A 17876-nucleotide genomic window follows, 5' to 3' on the forward strand; every position below is an offset into this window, starting at 1 on the left:
CAAAGGAAAACATCCGTACTTACCCTGTGCCCCGCCCCGGTACGATGCGCCCTTGGCCGCCCGCGGCCCATCCCTGACAGGAATTCTCCGTGACCGTCGTCCGTTTGCGCGGGCTGCCCGCCGCCCTGCTTCTCGCGTTCACTCCCTTCGCCGCGTCCGCGGCGGCCGGCATGGATTGCGGCCAGGCCCGCACGCCCACCGAAAAGACCCTGTGCGCCGACAGCGCGCTGCACCAGCTCGACGCCGAACTGGGCGCGGTCTACGGCAAGCTGCGCGCGGCCCGGCCGCAGCAGGCCGACGCCCTGCGCCAGGCCCAGCGCGGCTGGCTCAAGCAGCGCAACCTGTGCGGCGCCGACGGCGACTGCCTGCGCCAGCGATACGAGACGCGGCTGGCCGAATTGCAGGGGCAGCTGCGGCGCGCCCAGGGCTACGCGCCCGACGCCACCGACAGGCTGGCGCTGGAAGACCTGCGCCAGGCGGTGGCCGCGGCCCGCCTGAAGGATCCCGAAATGCCGCTGGAGTCCGCGTTGGCGGCGCTCTCGGTCAAGACCGAAGCCACCACTTTCTCCAATGTGCGCGCCGCCGACGGCGATGACCTGGCGCGCCTGCCCGCCGAGCGGCCGGCGGGCGTGACCGAGGACGAATGGCGCGCCGTGCTGGCGTCCGGCCTGGACGGCGACAACGACGCCGAAGGCGGCAACGTCTCGTACACCCTGCTCGACCTGGACGGCGATGGCCAGCGCGACCTGGTGGTCGACACCTACATCGGGGGCACCGGCCTGTTCTCCGACGTCGGCGCGCTGCGCCGCGACGGCGCGCGCTTCGTTCCCGCCGATGCCAACGACGCGCCGGACGCCGGCGGCTCGCTGTACACGATCAACGGCCGCGGCGCCAACCAGTCGGGCGACTGGATCCGCCTGCGCGGCCGGGTCTACGCCACCTATCGGGTCGGCAACTACGGCGAAGACCGCCTGTATCTGTTAAGGCCGCTGCGCCGCGTGGGCGATGCGCCGACGCTGACCGTGCGCTATCACTATGACCTGTCGGTGCCGCGGCAGCAGAAGCGCCCGGACACGGGCGCGGTCAGGACGCTGGACGAGACGCTGCACGCGGCGCTGACCCATGCGCTGGCCGGCCTGCCGCCCGGCCCGGCCAAGGGCGACGCCCCTGGCGACAAGCCGCTGTGCCCGGTGCCGGCCGGCACCAGCCTGGACGAGCGCGAGACCTACAACGGCTACGGGCCCGGCCACTACAGCTACGAGACCGTCGGCGACCTGACGGTGCGGGTCGGCCCGCAATGCTACGTGGGCCGGGTGGTGGACTGGTTCGGCGGCTACAGCGCCAAGGCCGGCCTGGCGGCGCAGCTCTGGATCCGCGATCCCGACCCGGGCGGCAAGCAGGACGCGTTCGACCTGCGCGGCAAGCGCCGCGCGGTCGATATCGACACGTCGATCGGCCCGGTGCAGGGCGACAACGGCGTCTAGGGCCGGCGCCAGTGGCGCGCCGCCAGCGCCAGCAGGCGCTCGTCGGCGCCCTCGGCCGCCACCAGTTGCAGCCCCACCGGCAGCCCGTCGACCCAGCCGGCCGGCAGGGCGATGGCCGGCAGGCCCAGCAGGTTCCACGGATTGGTCAGGCCCAGCAGGGTCTCGCGCACCCCGGCGCTGCCGGGGCCGGCCACGCTGCGCTGCTGCAGCGCGGGCGCGGTGATCGCCACCGCCGGCAAGGCCAGCACGTCCACCCGTTCGAAGATCCCGGCGAACACCGTGCGCAAATGGGCCCGCGTCTTGAGCGCGCGCACGTACTCCCAGCCTTGCACCGGGCGCGACGCGCGCAGGCGCTCCAGCACCTCGGGATCGTATTTGCCGGACTCCTGCTCGACCCGTTCGGCGTGCACTTCATAGGCTTCCGAACGCTGCACGGCGCCCAAGGCCGCCTGCAGCGCGCGGGCGTGGCGGGTGACCTCGGCGCCATCCTGCAGCACGCCGCCGAAGCGCTCGGCCGCGGCCCGCGCGCACGCGGTGACCGCCGCGTCGTCGATGGCGAACGGCGCGTTCGGCACCCACATCATGCGCGGCGCCGCCGGGCCGGGATCGGCGCCCAGGCCGATCGCGCCGCCGGTCAGGGCCTGCATGAAGACCTGCGCATCCTCGACGTGATTGGCCAGCACGCCGGCGTCCTCGATGCTGGGCGACAGCGGGAACAAGCCGCGCGCCGAGACCCGGCCGTGGGTCGGCTTGAAGCCCACCAGGCCGCACAACGCCGACGGCACGCGCACCGAGCCGCCGGTGTCGGTGCCCAGCGCCACCGGCACCATGCCGGCCGCGACCGCGGCCGCGCTGCCGGCGCTGGAGCCGCCCGTGATCTGGCTGGTACGCCAGGGGTTGCGCGAGGCGCCCTGCACGCTGCGGTCGCCGGTGGGACCGTAGGCGAATTCATGCGTCAGGGTCTTGCCGATGACGATGGCGCCGGCCGCGCGCAACAAGGCCACGCACTCGGCGTCGGCCTCGGGCCGGTGGCCGAGGAAGTGCGCCGCGCCCATGGTGGTGGGCATGTCGCCGGTGTCGACGTTGTCCTTGATGGCGACGGGGATGCCGTGCAGCGGTCCGCGCACCTGGCCCCGGGCGCGCTCGGCGTCCAGCGCGCGGGCCGCGGCCAGGCCGGCCTCGACGTCGACATGCACGAAGGCGTTGACGACCGGGTTCAGGCGCTCGATGGCGGCCGCCGCGTGGCGCACCAGCGCCTCGGCGTCCAGCGCGCCCTGGCGCATGGCGTCCTGCAGATCGGCCAGACTGCGGCCGGCGAAGAAGCCGGGTTCGACGGCCAGGGCCGGGGCGGAATTCGATTGGGGGTTCATTGCGCGGCTCCCTGGCGGCTGGCGGGCAGGCGCGGCCCGACGCCCGGGCGCACCTGCAACATGGCGATCATACCGACCGCGGTGGCGACCGAAGCGGCCACGAACATCACCGAATAACCGTGGCGCACGGCCAGGTAACCGGTCAGGGTCGGCGCCAGGATCGAGGCGATGTTGGCGAAAAAGTGCATCAGGCCGCTGAAGGTGCCGACGCGGCTGGCGGGCGCGGTGTCGATCACCACGGCCCAGTAGACCGAGTTGGGCATGGCGTTGAGCGCGTTGGCCAGCGTCATCAGCGCGATCACGGCGAACACCGACTGCGCCTGCGACACCAGCAGAAAGCACAGCGTGGTGGCCAGCAGGCAGCCGGCGGCGAACCAGCTGCGGGCGATCTTCAGGTTGCCGGTGCGCCTGGCCAGCATGTCGGAAATGCGGCCGCCCAGCAGCACGGTGACGCAGGCGCCGGTCCAGGGAATCATGCCCATGTACCAGAGCGACGACAGGCTGTAGCCGAAGGTGTCCTGCAGGTACTTGGGGGTCCAGGTCAGCAGCAGGAAATTGACGTAGTTGAACGAGAAATACCCCAGCGTGTTCAGCAGCAGCGTCTTGCTGCGAAAGAAGCTCCACCACGGCAGCGCCGGCGCGTCGGCGCCCTGCCCGGCCGCCTGCTCGGCGCGCGCCGCCTGGATCTCGCGCAGTTCGGCCGGGGACACGCGCGGGTTGGTGTCGGGCCGGTCGGTGAAGATGCGCATGAACAGCACCAGCACGATCAGGCCGGCCGCGCCCAGGATGTAGAACATGGCGCGCCAGCTGCCGGTCAGGCTCAGCAGGCCCACCGCCACCGGCGCCGTCAACAGCGCGCCCAGCGGCGTGCTGAGCAGGCCGAAGCCGACCACGAAGCCGCGTTCGCGCGGGGTGGCCCAGTTGGCGATGGTCTTGTTGATGATGGAGTACGCCGGGCCCTCGGCCGCGCCGAACAGGATGCGGATGGTGGCGAAGCCCGCCAGCGCCGAGCCGCCCAGGAAGGCCAGGCCGAAGTCGCCGGCCCAGGCGGTGGCGATCTCGAAGATCGACCAGGTCACCCCGGCCACGATCCAGACCTTGCGCGGGCCGAAGCGGTCGGCCAGCATGCCGCCGAACAGCGCGCCGACCATGTAGCCGTAGCCGAAGTAGCCCAGCACGGCGCCCCAGTCGCCCCGATCCAGGCCGTATTCGCCGGTGATGTGGGCGGCGGCGTAGGACATGGCGCCGCGGTCGATGTAGTTGATCAGTGCCAGCAGCACGACCATGGTGAAAATTCGGTAACGGAACCGCGAGTTCCGGGATTCAAGAGTCATTGCGATCAATCCAGTCGATTTACCCAAACGTTTGGGTTGCGCAATGCTAAGGGGTCGGAAAACAAAAATCGACACCGTGTAAACCCTAGGTTGCCGCGAAAGGCCCTAAGACGGTATTCGGGCGTGTATCCTCCAGCCCCATGAACAAATCCCGCCCTGTCACGCTGCAAAGCCTGGCGCGGCAGCTCGGTCTGAACGTGTCGACCGTGTCCCGCGTCCTCAACGGTTCCGACGACGACGCGCGCGCCGCCGCCGCGCCGGACACGGTCAAGCGGGTCCGGGCGCTGGCCGCCGAACTGCAATATCGGACCAACCCCCACGCGGCCAGCCTCAAGACGCGCCGCAGCCGCACCATCGGGGTGCTGGTGCCGCGCCTGTCCGACATGGTGCTGGCCACCATCTACGAAGGCGTGGACGAGGCCGCCGCCGAGCACGGCTACCTGACCTTCGTCTCCAACACCCAGGACGAGCCCGACAAGCAGCGCAAGCTGATCGACATGGCGCTGGCGCGGCGCGTGGACGGCCTGATCCTGGGCGACGCCCACAGCCACGACGGCGCGGCGCCCAATCCGCTGCTGGCCGAGCTGGCGCAGCGCGACGTGCCGTTCGTGCTGGTCAGCCGCCACGCCGACGACCACTGCGCCGTGACCTGCGACGACATCGAGGGCGGCCGCCTGGCCGCCGAGCACCTGCTGGCCATGGGCCACCGGCGCATCGCGGTGATGGTGGGCGAACCGTTCGCCAGCACCGGCCGCGACCGCTCGGCGGGCTTTTTCGCCGCCTGTGCGCGGCAAGGCGTCGAGGTGCCCGCCGACTGGCGCATCGAGAGCCCATTCGACACCGACGCCGGCCGCCAGGTCGGCGCGCGCCTGCTGGCCGGCCCGGACCGCCCCACCGCCATCTTCGCGGTCAACGACTTCCTCGCGGTGGGCGTGATGGGCGCGGCGCGCGAGCAGGGCCTGGAGGCCGGCCGCGACGTGGCCGTGGTGGGCTACAACGACACGCCGCTGGCGGGCGCCCTGCCCATCGGCCTGACCACCGTCCATTCGCCGATGCACCAGATGGGGCGGCTGGGACTGGAACTGCTGCTGCAGAAGATCGACGGCGGCGCCCCGGCCAGCGTGCGGCTGGCGCCGTCGCTGGTGGTGCGCGGCAGCAGCGACCGGCCGATACCGGGCTGAACGAAGCCCGGAACCTTCCGGCCGTTCCCGTTACTCATTCTCCTGACACCGCCTGACGCCCGTCGGGCGCGGCCCGCCCTGCGGCGCGGCCCCATCCAGGAGAGGCGCATGAATCCCACCGAACGGTTCAAGGAACTGCTGACGGAACTGGCCGGCGTACTGGGCGTGGATGCCCTGCCCCTGTCGGAATCCGATACGTGCACGCTGGTCATCGACAACAACCTGCCCGTGAATCTGGCGATTGACGCGCAAGGACTGGACCTGACGCTGTTCGCGCCATTGGGAATCATCCCGGAACAGCGCCGCGCGGAGCTGTTCCGCCAACTGCTCCGCGCCAATGGCGCGGGCACCTCGCCCTACACGCTGGGCCTGGCGCGTCAGGCGGACGTCGCGATCCTCAGCACCCGCCAGCCGCTGGCCCTCGCCAACGCGCCTGGACTGGCCGAGAGCCTGGCAGCCTTTATCGACATCGCCCTGCGCTGGCGCGCCACGCTCGAAGCGCCAGCGACCGACACGGCAGCGCCGGCCGCGCCCGGCAACTGGCTGCAAGCCTGAGGAGCCCACCATGGGTATCGGTCTCGACCAATTCCAGGGAATCGTCAACACCGCCCCTGCTGCCGACCGGATCATCGTCGGGCATGAAACGCCGGACGACCCCAAACTGCAGAACGCACGCCCCGGCAACAACCTGACGTGGCTGTTTCACGTCACCGTGGAAAAGCTGTCGACCTTCTTCAGCAACCGCGTGGCCCAGCAGAACCAGGAGGTGCTCAACACCTTCCGCGACGCGCTGCAAACCGAGTACGGCCCCAGCTCCGGCATGGCCGCGCTACGCGACGAACCGGTGCAGGCCCTCACCGCGAATCGCATCACCGGCGCCATCCAGGCGGCCCAGGTCCATGCCCAGGATCGGATGGCGGCGCTGAACGCGATCAAGGCGGAAAACCCCTCTGACCTGCAGATCGACGCCGCGCTGAACTATGTCATGGAAGACATCGCGTTGCCGCGCGGCGCCCGCGGTGAAGCGGTGGAACCCGCGCTGAAGGGGGCGATGCGCGCCATCCTGCCGCAACTGATACAGGCCGATGGCACGGAACGGCTGGAGCTCGCCGGCAAGCTGGGCGCGAAACTGGCGCAGCGGCTCGAGGAATACGTGGTCCGCGCGCTTTACCAATTCGACACGCAAAGCCGTACCGGCGGCGGGCGCAACCTCGACAAGCAACCCGTGGCGCCGCTATTGGCCAAACTCGAAGCCGACGGCGGCGTCGACGCGCTGCGACGCATGGTGCCCGCGATGGACGTCCACCTGAATCGGGAGGCGGCGGGCTTCACCACCTGCATGAAGACCCTGCTGGAACGCCTGGAACGCGATCACGGCGCGATCGGCCCCCGCTTCCTCGAGACCGCCAGCGCGGGAAAACTGGTCGGTCTCACGCTGACGGACAGCGATCCGCACAAGCAAGGCAACCGGGTCGCGATCCTCACGTTCGAGGGCGGTGGCAAAGTGGTCTACAAGCCCCGGGACGTGCGCATCGATGAAGCGCTCTCGGGCAAGGATCTGGAGGCGCGCGACGGCCCGCCGCGCCGCAGCCTGCTGGAGATGGCTGGCGCGCAGGACATGACCTATCGCTTCCTGCCGCGGTCCCATGAGGACTTGGACTATGGCTACGTGCAGTTCCTGCCGCACAGCTCGGCCCAGGATCACGTGATCGACTCCGCAGAGGCCGGACGGGTCTTCGGCGACCTGGGCCGGGCCATCGCCGCGCTGATGCTGGCGGGCGCGAGCGACCTGCACCACGAGAACATCATGGTCAGCCAAGGCCGCTTCTTCTTCACCGACCTCGAATTCGCGCTGGTGCCCGAAGCCATCAAGCACCTGACGACCCTGCTGACGCTCGATCCGCCCCCGCCGAAGTCACCGGAGGCCGGCCCGTCCACCGCGGTCACCGCGCAAGCCGATACGTCCACGGAGGGACTCGCCACCCCGCAACAGGCGCCGAAAACGGAGGATGCGGCAAAGACGTTCGAAAAACTCATGCGGGCCATGATCCTGAACGACACCTTTTCCCGCGCCACCGACAACAATCCGCTGTGCAGTCCCTACAACATCGTGGACGGCGTTTTCCATACCGCCGAACCCACCACCGAAGTCATCGAAAGCCTGATCATCCTGCGCACGCCGGATGATCAGGGCGGCATGACTTACCTGCACAACCGCGTCCCGCCGCAGACCGAAAACGGACCGACCCCCTATTCGCTTTACCACAGCCAGTTTGGCACGGGCGTGACCGCCGGCCTGACCGCCTTGAAAGCCAACGGCGGCCTGGCGGAGTTTCATGCCGCGATTCCCGATTTCCACCTGCGCTACCATCCCATCAGCACGCAGGACCAACGCACCATCCTCGGCGACTTGCGCTATGAGACCTTCCGCAGCACCACGTCCGCGGCGGTGGCAGACTTCTACAACGGCGCCACCGAACTATCGACCTTGAAGCGGCTCCTCGACGGCGTGACGCTCTGCCCGCCAGAAAGCGAAAAACGCGCGCCGTTGCAGGCCGCCATGTACACGGCCTACCAGAGCCATGACATCCCCTACTTCAGCCGGCAGGTCAACAACCGGGCCGTGTATCCCGACGGACTGACCTCCCGCCCGCTGCAATGGGGAGCCGACAACACCACCGACTACTTCGACAGCCGGGCCGATGCGCACGGCGCGGACCTGGAAGCGCGCCTGGCCCAGGCGACGACGCTACAGTTCGCGCACATCGGCACGCTGGCCAGCGAGTGGATGAAGGAACGGGTCCCGTCGGAGGCCTACGTGCTGGATCTGCCCGGCAACCAGACCCGCGCCATGATCGAGGAAATCACCCAGCCACGGACTTGACCGCCCGCGTCGCCAGGAACGTCGGCACGTACCCGTCGATCACGAACCGCGGCCGCGGCTGCCGGTCTTCGTGAAAGCCCGCCAGCAGGAAGCCGGCGTCCAGCTGGCCGCCGATCTGGTCCTGCAGGGTGTGGCCGAACACCAGGGCCTCGCCGCGCGCGCGCTTGGCATCCAGCGCCGCGGCGTCGAGTGCCGTGATGTCCGCGTACGGCAAGGCATGCACCGGCCGGATCAGCCCGTCCGCGGCATAGCGCGGATCGCGGTCGCCGACGAACACCACCGGGTTGTAGAAGCTCGACAGCAGGCTGCCGCCCGGGCGCAGCACGCGAAAGCACTCGCGCCACACCGGCCGCACGTCGGGCACGTAGAGGTTGGAGATCGGGTGGAACACCACGTCGAAGGACTGGTCGGCGAAGGCCGACAGGTCGCGCATGTCGCCCTGCACGGCGGTCAGCGCCAGGCCGTCGCGGCGGGCCACGGCGCGGTCCTGTTCCAGCTGGCGCGCGGACAGGTCGAACACGGTGACGTCGGCGCCGGCCGCGGCCAGCACCGGCGCCTGCTGGCCGCCGGCCGAGGCCAGGCACAGGATGGACAGTCCCTTCACCTGGTCGAGCCAGCCGGCCGGCAAGGGGCCGGGCGTCAGGCGCACGGCCCAAACGCCGCGGCGGGCGGCGGCGATGATGTCGGGGGTGACGGGGCGCGACCACTCGCAGTCCTGCGCGGCGAGTTGGTCCCAGGCGGCCTGGTTGTGGGCGATGAGGTCGAACGGATCGTTTGCGGGCATGAAGCCTCCGGAGTCGTGATGCGGACTGGGCCGCGCGGGGCGCGGCTGGCAGGCGGGCACAAGGGCCCGGCGTGGAGACCCGGCATCACGCACGGCGCGGCCCGCTCGTCGGGCGAGGCGGGCGCGTCAGCGGATGGGGTCGCTTCAGGCAGCGAGGATCACGTCGTCATACTCCGGTGGAATGGCGGCCATTCTAGCAGCCCCGGCCGCCAAGGCGCTGCGCGGGCCGCGATATCATGATCGCCCCAAGACTACACCTCCCGATCCAGGCAGCCACGCCATGAGCACGCCATCCCCCACGCTCGTCGACATCGGCGGCAAGCGCGTCCTGCAATTCGACGCGGCCGGCCCCGCCCTGGCCACCGGCCAGGACACCAACGACCTGATCAGCGCCGCCTGGGAGCACGAGGCCGAATGGCTGGCGCTGCCCGCCGCGCGCGTGCATCCCGATTTCTACCGCCTGGAAACGCGCATCGCCGGCGAGCTGATCCAGAAGTTCGTCAACTACCGTTTGCAGTGCGCGGTGGTGGGCGACATTTCGGCCTATCTGGCGGACAGCAAGTCGCTGCGCGACTTTGCCTACGAGACCAACCGCGGCCGCGTGTTCTGGATGCTGGATGACATGGCGGCGCTGACCGCGCGATTGACGGCAAGCCAGGGCTGAACGCGGCGGCGCCGGCTACCCCATCGTCCGCTCGGCCTCCAGCGGATGGAAACAGGCCACGACCCGCTCGCCCTGCCCCATCAGCGCCGGCACCTGCTGCCTGCAATCGGCCTGCGCCCGCGCGCAGCGCGGATGGAAGGCGCAGCCCGGCGGCAGGTGCGTGGGCGCGGGAATCTCGCCCTCGATGCGCGCCAGCCGGATGCGCGCCCGCGGGTCGGGCACCGGCGAGGAGTCGCGCAGCACCCGGCTGTAGGGATGCAGCGGCCGGTCCAGCACCTGCGCGGTCGGCCCGCGTTCGATGATGCGGCCCAGGTACATGACGCAGACCGTGTCGCAGAAGTGGCGCACCACGCCCAGGTCGTGCGAGACGAACACGAACGACAGGCCGCGGTCGCGCTTGAGCCGTTCCAGCAGTTGCAGGATCTGCGCCTGCACCGATACGTCCAGGGCCGATACCGGCTCGTCGGCCACGATCAGCTCCGGGTCCAGCACCAGCGCGCGGGCGATGCCGATGCGCTGGCGCTGGCCGCCGGAGAACTCGTGTGGATAGCGGTCCAGCGCCGACAGCGGCAGGCCCACTTCCTGGATGGTCTGCTCGACCTTGGCGCGGATCCAGGCGGCATCGCCGCGGCGGTGCACGCGCAGCGGCTCGGCCAGCGCCTGGCGCACCGTGCGGCGCGGGTTGAGCGAGGCGTAGGGATCCTGGAACACGATCTGGATGCGCTGGCGCAGCGCCCGCAACGCGGCCGCGCCGGCCTGGCGGATGTCATGGCCGTCGAACACGATGCCGCCCTCGTCCGGCTCGATCAGCCGCAGCAGGGTGCGCGCCACCGTCGACTTGCCGCAGCCGGACTCGCCCACCAGCCCCAGCGACTGGCCGCGCGCGACGCTGAACGACACATCGTTGACCGCCCGCACCGTCTGCCGGGGCCCGCCCAGCCAGCCGCCGCCGCTGTCGAAGCGCTTGACCAGATTGCTTACCTGCAACAGCTCGCTCATGCCACGTCCTTGTACGGTTCGGCGCGCACCACGCAGCGCACCTGGTGTCCCGGGCCGATGGCGGCCAGCGGCGGGCGGCTGCTCTCGCAGCGCGCCTCTTTCAGGCGGCAGCGCGGCGCGAAGGCGCAGCCGGCGGGCATGGCCGTGATCGCCGGCACGCCGCCGGGGATGGATTCCAGTTCCTGGTTGTCGGCGTCCACCCGCGGCATGGCGCGCAGCAGCGCCTCGGTGTAGGGGTGGGTGGGCCGCGCGAACAGCGTGTCGACGTCGGCGGTCTCGACCACCTCGCCGGCGTACATCACGGCGACGCGATCGGCGATCTGCGCCACCACGCCCAGGTTGTGGGTGATGAACAGCACGGCCATGCCGTGCGCCTCTTTCAGGTCCGACAGCAGGCTCAGGATCTGCGCCTGGATGGTCACGTCGAGCGCCGTGGTGGGCTCGTCGGCCAGCAGCACGCGCGGCTTGCAGGCCAGCGCCATGGCGATCATGACGCGCTGGCGCATGCCGCCCGAGAACTGGTGCGGATAGTCGTCGAAACGGCGCGCGGCGGCGGGGATCTTGACCTCTTCCAGCACCGCCAGCGCCTGGCGCCGCGCCTCCTTCCACGACACGCGCCGATGCAGCCGGATGGCCTCGGCGATCTGGTCGCCCACCGTCATGGTGGGGTTCAGGGACGTCATCGGCTCCTGGAAGATCATGGCGATGGCCTCGCCGCGCAGCTTGCTCATCTGCTTTTCGGACAGGGCGGTCAGGTCCTGGCCATCCAGCAGCACCTGGCCGCCGCCGTGGCGCGCGCCGGCGCCGGGCAACAGGCGCAGCACCGACAGCGCGGTCACGCTCTTGCCGCTGCCGGATTCGCCGACCACCGCCAGGGTTTCATTGCGGCCGACGCTGAGCGACACGTCGCGCACCGCGGCGTGCCAGGCGCCGCCAGCGCGGAATTCGGTGCGCAGCGCGCGCAGTTCCAATACGGGAGCTTGGGTCTGGGGGTTCATGAACGCTCCGAACGCAGCTTGGGATCGATGGCGTCGCGCAGCGCGTCGCCCAGCAGATTCAGGGCCAGCACGGTCAGCAGGATCGCGACGCTGGGGAACACCGTCAGCCACCAGGCGTCCAGGATGTTCTCGAAGCCCTCGCGAATCATGCCGCCCCAGGTGGCCGCCGGTGGCGGCACGCCCAGGCCGATGAAGCTGAGCGAGGCCTCGGTGCGGATGGCCGAGGCCATCCACAGCGAGCCCAGCACCACCACGTCGGACACCATGTTGGGCAAGATGTGCACGCCCATCAGGCGCAGCGGACCGTAGCCCAGCGCCCTGCCCGCCTCGACGAAATCGCGTTGCTTGAGCGCGATGGTGGGCGCGCGCGCCACCCGCACGAACGGCGCGATCTCGGTGATGGCGATGGCGATGATCAGGTTCTCCAGGCTGGCGCCCAGCATCGCGGCCACCATCAGGCCCAGCAGCAGCGTGGGAAACGACAGCAGCACGTCGACCAGGCCCATGATCAGCTGGTCCACCAGCCCGCCGACGTAGCCGGCCAGGATGCCGAGCGCCGAGCCGATGCACATGGCGATCAGGATGGCGACGAACCCCACCAGCAGCGACACGCGGGCGCCGTAGATCAGGCGCGACAGCACGTCGCGGCCGTAGCTGTCGGTGCCCAGCCAGAACTCGGCCGAGGGCGGCTCCAGGCGGTAGGCGATGTTCTGCTGCAGCGGATCGTGCGGCGCCAGCCAGGGCGCCAGCACGGCGGCCAGCACGATCAGCAGCAGCAGGCCGATGCCGACCCACGACAGGCGGTTGCGGGACAGCGCCTGCCACAAGGCATTGGGGCGCGCGGGAGAAGCGGCGGCGATGGCGCTCATTGGTATTTCACCCTTGGATCGACCAGCCCGTACACCAGGTCGGTCAGCAGATTGACGACGATCACGCACGACGCGAACACCACCATCAGCCCCTGCAGCAGCGTGTAGTCGCGGCTGTTCAGGGCGCCCAGGATCAGCTTGCCCAGGCCGGGGCGGTTGAACACGATCTCGGTCAGCACCGAGTTGCCGATCAGCGTGCCGAAATACAGCCCCACCACGGTGACGATGGGGATCAGCGCGTTGCGCAGGCCGTGCCGCACCACCAGGCGCCAGGGCCGCACGCCCTTGGCGCGGGCGGTGCGCACGTAGTCCTCGCCCATCACGCCCAGCATCGATGAGCGCGTCACGCGCATGACATAGGCCATCATGATCAGGCCCAGGTTGAAGGCCGGCAGCACCAGGTTGCGCAGCTGCGAGCCCCAGTCGCTGCCGCCGCCGCTGCCGATCACCGGGAACCAGCGCAGCTGGATGGCGAACACCAGCAGCATCAGGATGGCCGACACGAAAGCGGGAAACGACAGCCCGGTCAGCGACAGCAGCCGGCCCAGGTAATCGGGCCAGGCGTTGCGGCGCAGCGCGGCCCAGATGCCCAGCGGCAGGCCGAAGGCCACGCCGATCAGGATGGCGGCGGCGGTCAGCTGCAGGGTCCACGGCAGCACCAGCGCCACTTCCTGCAGCACGGTGCGGCCGCTGGCCATGGAGACGCCGAAGTTGCCGGTCAGCATGTCGCCCAGGAAGCGGCCGTACTGCACGTAGGTCGGCAGGTCCAGGCCCAGCCGCAGGCGCAGCGCGGCCAGGGCCTCGGCGCTGGCCTGGTCGCCCAGCATGACGGCGGCCGGATCGCCCGGCACCAGCCGCACCAGGATGAAGACCGCGGTCAGCATCGCCAGCAGCGTGGGGATCGCCAGCAGCAGGCGCTTGATGGCGTAGCGCATCATGATGATTGCTCCTTGGCCGGCGGCGACATCAGCCGCTCGGCCCGCAGGTTGCCGATGGCGCGCGCGGTGTGCCCGCGCAGCGCCAGGTCCGCCAGCGCCGCGCCCACCACCGGCACCAGCTCGAAACCGTGGCCCGAGAAGCCGAAGGCGTGCAGCACGCCAGGCGCGTTGGGCGACGGGCCGATCACCGGCAGCATGTCGTCGGTCTTGGCTTCCAGCCCGGCCCAGACCCGCACGATGCGGATGTTGCGCACCGACGGGAACAGATCGGTGGCGGCGTGCGCGCCCTTGGCCAGCACCCGCATGCGGGCGGTGGAGGTCTCGCGGTCCAGGTCGGGAATGCCCTGCAGGCCGCCGCCGATCACCAGCGTGCCCTGGTCCGACTGCTTGAACGACAGCGAGCGGCCCATGATGGCCACCACCGGCTTGATGAAGGGCCGCAGCCGTTCGCTCACCATCATCATCGATGACTTGGTCGCCAGCGGAATGTCGTCGCCCGCCATCGCCGCGATGCGCGCCGACCAGGCGCCGGCGGCGTTGATGACGCAGGGCGCGATCCACGGGCCGGCCTCGGTCAGCACGCGCCAGTCCTGGCCCTGCCGTTCCAGGCCGGTGACGCCGCAGTGCTCGATGATGGTCACGCCGGCCTGCTCGGCGCTGGCGCGGAAGGCGCGCAGCGCCCGATGCGGATCGGCCGCGCCGTCGCGCCGCGCGATCGACGCGCCCAGGCAATGCGGGCTCAGGTCCGGCAGCAGGCGGCGCAGTTCGTCGGGGCCGATCAGCTCTTCGTGGGTGTAGCCGCGGGCGCGCAGGTCGGCGACGCGCGCCTCCAGCTTGGCCAGCGCCGCCGGCGTCTCGGCCACGCAGATCTGGCCGTTGGCGTGAAAGCCGCAGTCGTCGCCCACCAGCGAGGCCATGGCGTGCCACATGTCCATGGCCTCCAGCGACAGGTCCAGTTCGCCCAGGTCGCGGTTCAGCGTGCGCACCCCGGCGGCGGTGGCGCCGGACGCGTGCCGGCCGACCCAGTGTTTCTCGATCACGACCACCCGCCGGCCCTCGCGCGCCACATGCAGCGCGGCCGACAGGCCATGCAGGCCGCCGCCGATCACGATCACATCGCAATGCCGTGCGCTCATGCCTGTTCTTCCTCGATGTCCAGCGATGCCAGTTCGCCCAGCGTCAAGGGCTTGAGCGGCGGGCGGATGCGGTAGAAGCCGACCTCGGCCACCGGCCGTTGCTGTTCGGCGGCGACGATGTGGGCGATGGTGTAGCCGCACTGGCGGCCCTGGCACGGGCCCATGCCGGCGCGGGTGTACGACTTGATCTGGTTGGGGCCGGGCTGGCCGATGGCGGCCGCGCGGCGGATGTCGCCGGCGGTCAGCTCCTCGCAGCGGCAGACGATGGTGTCATCGGACGGCGCGAAAATGCCGGCGCGCGGCGGGTACAGCGCGTCCAGCATCGGCCGCAGCCGCAGCAATCCGGCCAGGCGCGCGCGCAGCGGCGCCGCCAGCGCGTCGGCGGCCGGTTGCGCCAGGCGGCCGGCATGCAGCGCGATGCCCGCCGCCACCAGTTCGCCGCGCACGCAGGCCGCCTGCGCGCCGCCGATGCCGGCGCCGTCGCCGGCCACGTAGATGCCCGGCCGGCTGGTCTGGCCCCACGCGTCCAGGTCCGGCGCCAGGCAGGCCTGTTGCGGGTTCCAGCTGTGGGCGCATTCGAGCGCGCGGGTCATGTGGATGGACGGCACCACGCCCTCGTGCGACAGCAGCACGCTGGCCGGCGCCCGGGCAGTGACGCCGCCGGCGGTGTATTCGATTTCCCGCAGCTGGCCGTCGCCCAGCGCGCGCAGCGCCGTCACGCCGCGCACGCGCTTGACGCCGGCCGCGCGGATCTCGCGCAGCCAGGCCAGGCCCTTGCTGACGTCGCCCCAGGCCGCCAGCGCGTCGCCCAGCCACGGCAGCGCCCGGCGCCAGCCGCCGGGCGGCGAGGTATCGAGCCAGCCCGCGACCTTGCCGCCGGCGCGCAGCAGCTGCGCCATGTACAGCAGCGGCAAGGGACCGCTGCCCGCCACCCAGACCGGATCGGCCGGCACCTGGCGCGAGGTCTTGAGCAGGATCTGCGCGGCGCCCACGGTCAGCACGCCGGGCAGGGTCCAGCCCGGGAACGGCGCGGGCCGTTCCTGCGCGCCCAGCGCCAGCACCACGCGACCGGCCCGCACCACCTCGGCGCGGCCCTGGCGCGTCATGTAGACATGCCAGTCGGGTTCGATCTGCCAGACCTGGGTGTCGGGTTCGTAGAACGCGCCACAGGCGCGGAAGCGTTCCGCCAAGCCTGCGCCGGCGCGGTACTCATCGCCCAGCAGGCGGCCGGTGGGCGTGGCCGCCACCGCCTCGACCGCGCGCCAGATCTGGCCGCCCGGCGCCGGCTGCTCGTCCACCACCAGCACCGTCAGGCCCTGCGTGCGCAGGCCGATGGCCGCGCTCATGCCGGCCGGACCGGCGCCGATCACCACCACATCGAATTCGCGTTTCATGGCAGCACGCTCCGCTTGCCGAACTGGCGCTGCACGCGCATGCCGTCGCGCACGGTGACCAGGCAGGTCTGGGTGGAGGCCACGCCGTCGACGATGGCCAGGCAGTCGAAGCACACCCCCATCATGCAGAACGGGGCGCGCGGGCTTTCGTGCACCGGCGTGGTCCGGCTGGCGGGCGTGGGCTGGCGCAGCAGCACCGCGGCCACGGTCTCGCCGGCGGCCGCGGTGACGGTCTCGCCGTCGATGGTGAGCGTCAGCGCGGGCGCGTCGGACTCAGGCAGTTTTCTGAACATTGAAGCGCTCATGGTGAAAGGCATCCAGGGAATCGAGCGGCGCGCCGCCGGCCAGCGCGCGGGCGTAGGGCCCGGCATGGAACGACGCCAGCGTCACGCCGGAATGGCAAAGCGCGATGGACACGCCATCGTGGGTCGGGGAATCGGCATAGACCGGGCCGCCGTCGGGCGTCATCACGCGCAGGCAGGACCAGTGGCGCACCAGCCGCGCGCCGGCCAGGCCGGGCAGGATGCGCAGCGCGTTGCGGCTCATGCGGGCGGCGGCGGCCGAGGTGGTGCCCAGGTCGTAGCCCACCTCTTCCTGCGTCAGGCCCACCATCACGGTGCCCTCGCCGGTCTGGCGCATGCCGCTGGCGGGCACCGGCAGCAGCGGCGCCAGGCGTTCGGTCACCAGGATCTGGCCTCGTTGGGGCCGCAGCGGCACATCCAGGCCGGCCATGGCGCCGAGCGCGGCCGAGCCGAGGCCGGCGGCGATCAGGAGGCGCGGCGCGCGGGCCCGCAAGGCGCCGGCGCTAACCTCGATACCGCCGCCCGGCAGGCGGGCGATGGCGGTCACGGCGTGGCGGTTGCGCAGTTGCCCGCCGCGCCGCAGGAAGGCGGTCTGCAAGGCGGCCAGCAGGCGCAGCGGATTGACGTGGCCGTCCTGCTCGCCGAAGCTGGCGCCGGCCACGGCGTCGCCCAGCCGCAGGGACGGAAAGCGGCGCCGCAATTCGGCGCGATCCAGGATCTGCGTACAGGCGGGGGCTTCGGGCGCCTGCCCGTGCCAGTTGCCGATGCGCTGCGCGCGGCCGGCCAATTCGTCGTCGCTCAGGCAGAAGTGCAGCCCGCCGCGGCATTCGTAGTCCAGCGCGATGCCGCTGTCGTCCTGCAGCTGGCGGGCGAATGCGGGCCAGGCCTGCACCGCCTCGCGCGACAGGCGCTGGTAGGCGGGATAGCCGTGCCCCTTGCCCTGCAGCCACACGAGGCCGAAGTTGGCCTTGGCGGCGCGGTAGTCGGTGTCGGCGCCGTCCAGCAGCAGCACCCGCCGGCCCAGGTTCGCCAGGCCGTAGGCGGCGGCCGCGCCGACCATGCCGGCGCCCGCCACGATCACGTCGTAGTCATGCGCCATGGCTGGGCGTCCTTGCATCGTGTCCGGCCGCGCTATAACCTTCGCGACTGGCAAACCGGTTGCCGCCCTTTTTGGTTATGGCATGAAAGAAACCCTGAACCTGCGGCAGGTCGAGGCCTTCAAGGCGGTGGTGGAACACGGCACCGTCAGCCAGGCGGCCATCGCGCTGGGCGTGTCGCAGCCCGCCGTCAGCAAGCTGCTGGCGCACCTGGAGACCGACACCGGGCTGACGCTGTTCGACCGCGTGCGCGGCAAGCTGGCCCTGACCGCCCGCGGCATGCGGCTGTACCAGGAGATCGACCGCGTCTTCAGCGGCCTGCGCCAGCTCGAACAGGCGGTCGACTCGATCCGCCGCGACGAGCAGCGCACGCTGACGGTCGGCGTGCTGCCGGCGCTGTCCGGCGCCTTCATCCGCCGCGCCACCATGCAGTTCCTGGCGC

At 71.0% G+C, this 17876-nt stretch carries 17 protein-coding genes; 6 read left to right on the forward strand and 11 right to left on the reverse strand.

Annotated features, from left to right (window positions below; translation table 11 throughout):
* Positions 1–89: 89 nt before the first annotated feature.
* Positions 90–1484, forward strand: a complete 1395-nt coding sequence (locus tag AOZ53_RS23055) for a lysozyme inhibitor LprI family protein (protein WP_231690667.1) — start codon at positions 90–92, stop codon at positions 1482–1484.
* On the opposite strand, the gene AOZ53_RS23060 is transcribed toward AOZ53_RS23055, so the two are convergent.
* On the reverse strand, positions 1481–2854 hold the full coding sequence (locus tag AOZ53_RS23060) for an amidase (protein WP_054489520.1): 1374 nt from the start codon (positions 2852–2854) through the stop codon (positions 1481–1483). The two genes, AOZ53_RS23055 and AOZ53_RS23060, sit on opposite strands and share 4 nt — an antisense overlap.
* Complete coding sequence (locus tag AOZ53_RS23065; RefSeq protein WP_054432096.1) at positions 2851–4188, reverse strand: MFS transporter; 1338 nt, start codon at positions 4186–4188, stop codon at positions 2851–2853. Before AOZ53_RS23065 ends, AOZ53_RS23060 begins: the two co-directional genes overlap by 4 nt.
* 140 nt (positions 4189–4328) lie before the next feature.
* Here AOZ53_RS23065 and AOZ53_RS23070 point away from each other — a divergent pair, with 140 nt between their 5' ends.
* From AOZ53_RS23070 to AOZ53_RS23080, 3 genes are all read left to right on the forward strand, one after another.
* Positions 4329–5369 (forward strand): LacI family DNA-binding transcriptional regulator, encoded by a 1041-nt coding sequence (locus AOZ53_RS23070; RefSeq protein WP_054432098.1) that lies wholly within the window; start codon positions 4329–4331, stop codon positions 5367–5369.
* A 108-nt stretch (positions 5370–5477) separates the two neighbouring features.
* A complete protein-coding gene (locus AOZ53_RS23075) occupies positions 5478–5924 on the forward strand; it encodes a type III secretion system chaperone (protein WP_054489521.1) in 447 nt (148 codons plus the stop codon).
* A gap of 10 nt (positions 5925–5934) precedes the next feature.
* Complete coding sequence (locus tag AOZ53_RS23080) at positions 5935–8253, forward strand: DUF4135 domain-containing protein (protein WP_054489522.1); 2319 nt, start codon at positions 5935–5937, stop codon at positions 8251–8253.
* Here the strand turns inward: AOZ53_RS23080 and AOZ53_RS23085 are convergent.
* Positions 8234–9037 carry a class I SAM-dependent methyltransferase gene (locus AOZ53_RS23085; RefSeq protein ID WP_054489523.1) on the reverse strand — a complete coding sequence of 268 codons (804 nt, stop codon included), beginning with the start codon at positions 9035–9037 and terminating at the stop codon, positions 8234–8236. The two genes, AOZ53_RS23080 and AOZ53_RS23085, sit on opposite strands and share 20 nt — an antisense overlap.
* 280 nt (positions 9038–9317) lie before the next feature.
* Here AOZ53_RS23085 and AOZ53_RS23090 point away from each other — a divergent pair, with 280 nt between their 5' ends.
* Complete coding sequence (locus tag AOZ53_RS23090; protein ID WP_054475806.1) at positions 9318–9701, forward strand: DUF4180 domain-containing protein; 384 nt, start codon at positions 9318–9320, stop codon at positions 9699–9701.
* Between the two features lie 15 nt (positions 9702–9716).
* Here the strand turns inward: AOZ53_RS23090 and AOZ53_RS23095 are convergent, their stop codons facing one another.
* Genes AOZ53_RS23095 through AOZ53_RS23130 form a run of 8 tightly spaced genes read right to left on the reverse strand, consistent with a single transcriptional unit; the run spans position 9717 to position 17436 of the window.
* Positions 9717–10700 (reverse strand): ABC transporter ATP-binding protein, encoded by a 984-nt coding sequence (locus AOZ53_RS23095; RefSeq protein WP_054489525.1) that lies wholly within the window; start codon positions 10698–10700, stop codon positions 9717–9719.
* Entirely contained in the window at positions 10697–11698 is a 1002-nt protein-coding gene (locus tag AOZ53_RS23100; RefSeq protein WP_054432105.1) for an ABC transporter ATP-binding protein, read from the reverse strand. The genes AOZ53_RS23095 and AOZ53_RS23100 overlap by 4 nt, the downstream gene beginning before the upstream one ends.
* Positions 11695–12567: an ABC transporter permease gene (locus tag AOZ53_RS23105; RefSeq protein WP_054432107.1), complete on the reverse strand. Its 873-nt coding sequence runs from the start codon at positions 12565–12567 to the stop codon at positions 11695–11697. The genes AOZ53_RS23100 and AOZ53_RS23105 overlap by 4 nt, the downstream gene beginning before the upstream one ends.
* Positions 12564–13505: an ABC transporter permease gene (locus AOZ53_RS23110; RefSeq protein ID WP_054432109.1), complete on the reverse strand. Its 942-nt coding sequence runs from the start codon at positions 13503–13505 to the stop codon at positions 12564–12566. Before AOZ53_RS23110 ends, AOZ53_RS23105 begins: the two co-directional genes overlap by 4 nt.
* Entirely contained in the window at positions 13502–14641 is a 1140-nt protein-coding gene (locus AOZ53_RS23115) for an NAD(P)/FAD-dependent oxidoreductase (RefSeq protein WP_054489527.1), read from the reverse strand. Before AOZ53_RS23115 ends, AOZ53_RS23110 begins: the two co-directional genes overlap by 4 nt.
* A complete protein-coding gene (locus AOZ53_RS23120; protein ID WP_054489529.1) occupies positions 14638–16035 on the reverse strand; it encodes an NAD(P)/FAD-dependent oxidoreductase in 1398 nt (465 codons plus the stop codon). The genes AOZ53_RS23115 and AOZ53_RS23120 overlap by 4 nt, the downstream gene beginning before the upstream one ends.
* On the reverse strand, positions 16032–16328 hold the full coding sequence (locus AOZ53_RS23125) for a (2Fe-2S)-binding protein (protein WP_054432115.1): 297 nt from the start codon (positions 16326–16328) through the stop codon (positions 16032–16034). Before AOZ53_RS23125 ends, AOZ53_RS23120 begins: the two co-directional genes overlap by 4 nt.
* On the reverse strand, positions 16309–17436 hold the full coding sequence (locus tag AOZ53_RS23130; RefSeq protein WP_054489531.1) for an NAD(P)/FAD-dependent oxidoreductase: 1128 nt from the start codon (positions 17434–17436) through the stop codon (positions 16309–16311). The genes AOZ53_RS23125 and AOZ53_RS23130 overlap by 20 nt, the downstream gene beginning before the upstream one ends.
* Before the next feature lie 82 nt (positions 17437–17518).
* Here AOZ53_RS23130 and AOZ53_RS23135 point away from each other — a divergent pair.
* On the forward strand, positions 17519–17876 hold a 358-nt coding region (locus AOZ53_RS23135), incomplete at its 3' end, for a LysR family transcriptional regulator (protein WP_156333490.1).

It is taken from the genome of Achromobacter sp. 2789STDY5608621, assembly GCF_001299375.1.
GTDB lineage: Bacteria > Pseudomonadota > Gammaproteobacteria > Burkholderiales > Burkholderiaceae_B > Achromobacter > Achromobacter insuavis.

What these genes read in the sequence shown, in the direction of transcription:
- AOZ53_RS23060 (WP_054489520.1), bottom strand. Translation starts at nt 2,854, where the DNA reads ATGAACCCCCAATCGAATTCCGCCCCGGCCCTGGCCGTCGAACCCGGC.
- AOZ53_RS23065 (WP_054432096.1), bottom strand. Translation starts at nt 4,188, where the DNA reads ATGACTCTTGAATCCCGGAACTCGCGGTTCCGTTACCGAATTTTCACC.
- AOZ53_RS23070 (WP_054432098.1), top strand. Translation starts at nt 4,329, where the DNA reads ATGAACAAATCCCGCCCTGTCACGCTGCAAAGCCTGGCGCGGCAGCTC.
- AOZ53_RS23075 (WP_054489521.1), top strand. Translation starts at nt 5,478, where the DNA reads ATGAATCCCACCGAACGGTTCAAGGAACTGCTGACGGAACTGGCCGGC.
- AOZ53_RS23080 (WP_054489522.1), top strand. Translation starts at nt 5,935, where the DNA reads ATGGGTATCGGTCTCGACCAATTCCAGGGAATCGTCAACACCGCCCCT.
- AOZ53_RS23085 (WP_054489523.1), bottom strand. Translation starts at nt 9,037, where the DNA reads ATGCCCGCAAACGATCCGTTCGACCTCATCGCCCACAACCAGGCCGCC.
- AOZ53_RS23090 (WP_054475806.1), top strand. Translation starts at nt 9,318, where the DNA reads ATGAGCACGCCATCCCCCACGCTCGTCGACATCGGCGGCAAGCGCGTC.
- AOZ53_RS23095 (WP_054489525.1), bottom strand. Translation starts at nt 10,700, where the DNA reads ATGAGCGAGCTGTTGCAGGTAAGCAATCTGGTCAAGCGCTTCGACAGC.
- AOZ53_RS23100 (WP_054432105.1), bottom strand. Translation starts at nt 11,698, where the DNA reads ATGAACCCCCAGACCCAAGCTCCCGTATTGGAACTGCGCGCGCTGCGC.
- AOZ53_RS23105 (WP_054432107.1), bottom strand. Translation starts at nt 12,567, where the DNA reads ATGAGCGCCATCGCCGCCGCTTCTCCCGCGCGCCCCAATGCCTTGTGG.
- AOZ53_RS23110 (WP_054432109.1), bottom strand. Translation starts at nt 13,505, where the DNA reads ATGATGCGCTACGCCATCAAGCGCCTGCTGCTGGCGATCCCCACGCTG.
- AOZ53_RS23115 (WP_054489527.1), bottom strand. Translation starts at nt 14,641, where the DNA reads ATGAGCGCACGGCATTGCGATGTGATCGTGATCGGCGGCGGCCTGCAT.
- AOZ53_RS23120 (WP_054489529.1), bottom strand. Translation starts at nt 16,035, where the DNA reads ATGAAACGCGAATTCGATGTGGTGGTGATCGGCGCCGGTCCGGCCGGC.
- AOZ53_RS23125 (WP_054432115.1), bottom strand. Translation starts at nt 16,328, where the DNA reads ATGTTCAGAAAACTGCCTGAGTCCGACGCGCCCGCGCTGACGCTCACC.
- AOZ53_RS23130 (WP_054489531.1), bottom strand. Translation starts at nt 17,436, where the DNA reads ATGGCGCATGACTACGACGTGATCGTGGCGGGCGCCGGCATGGTCGGC.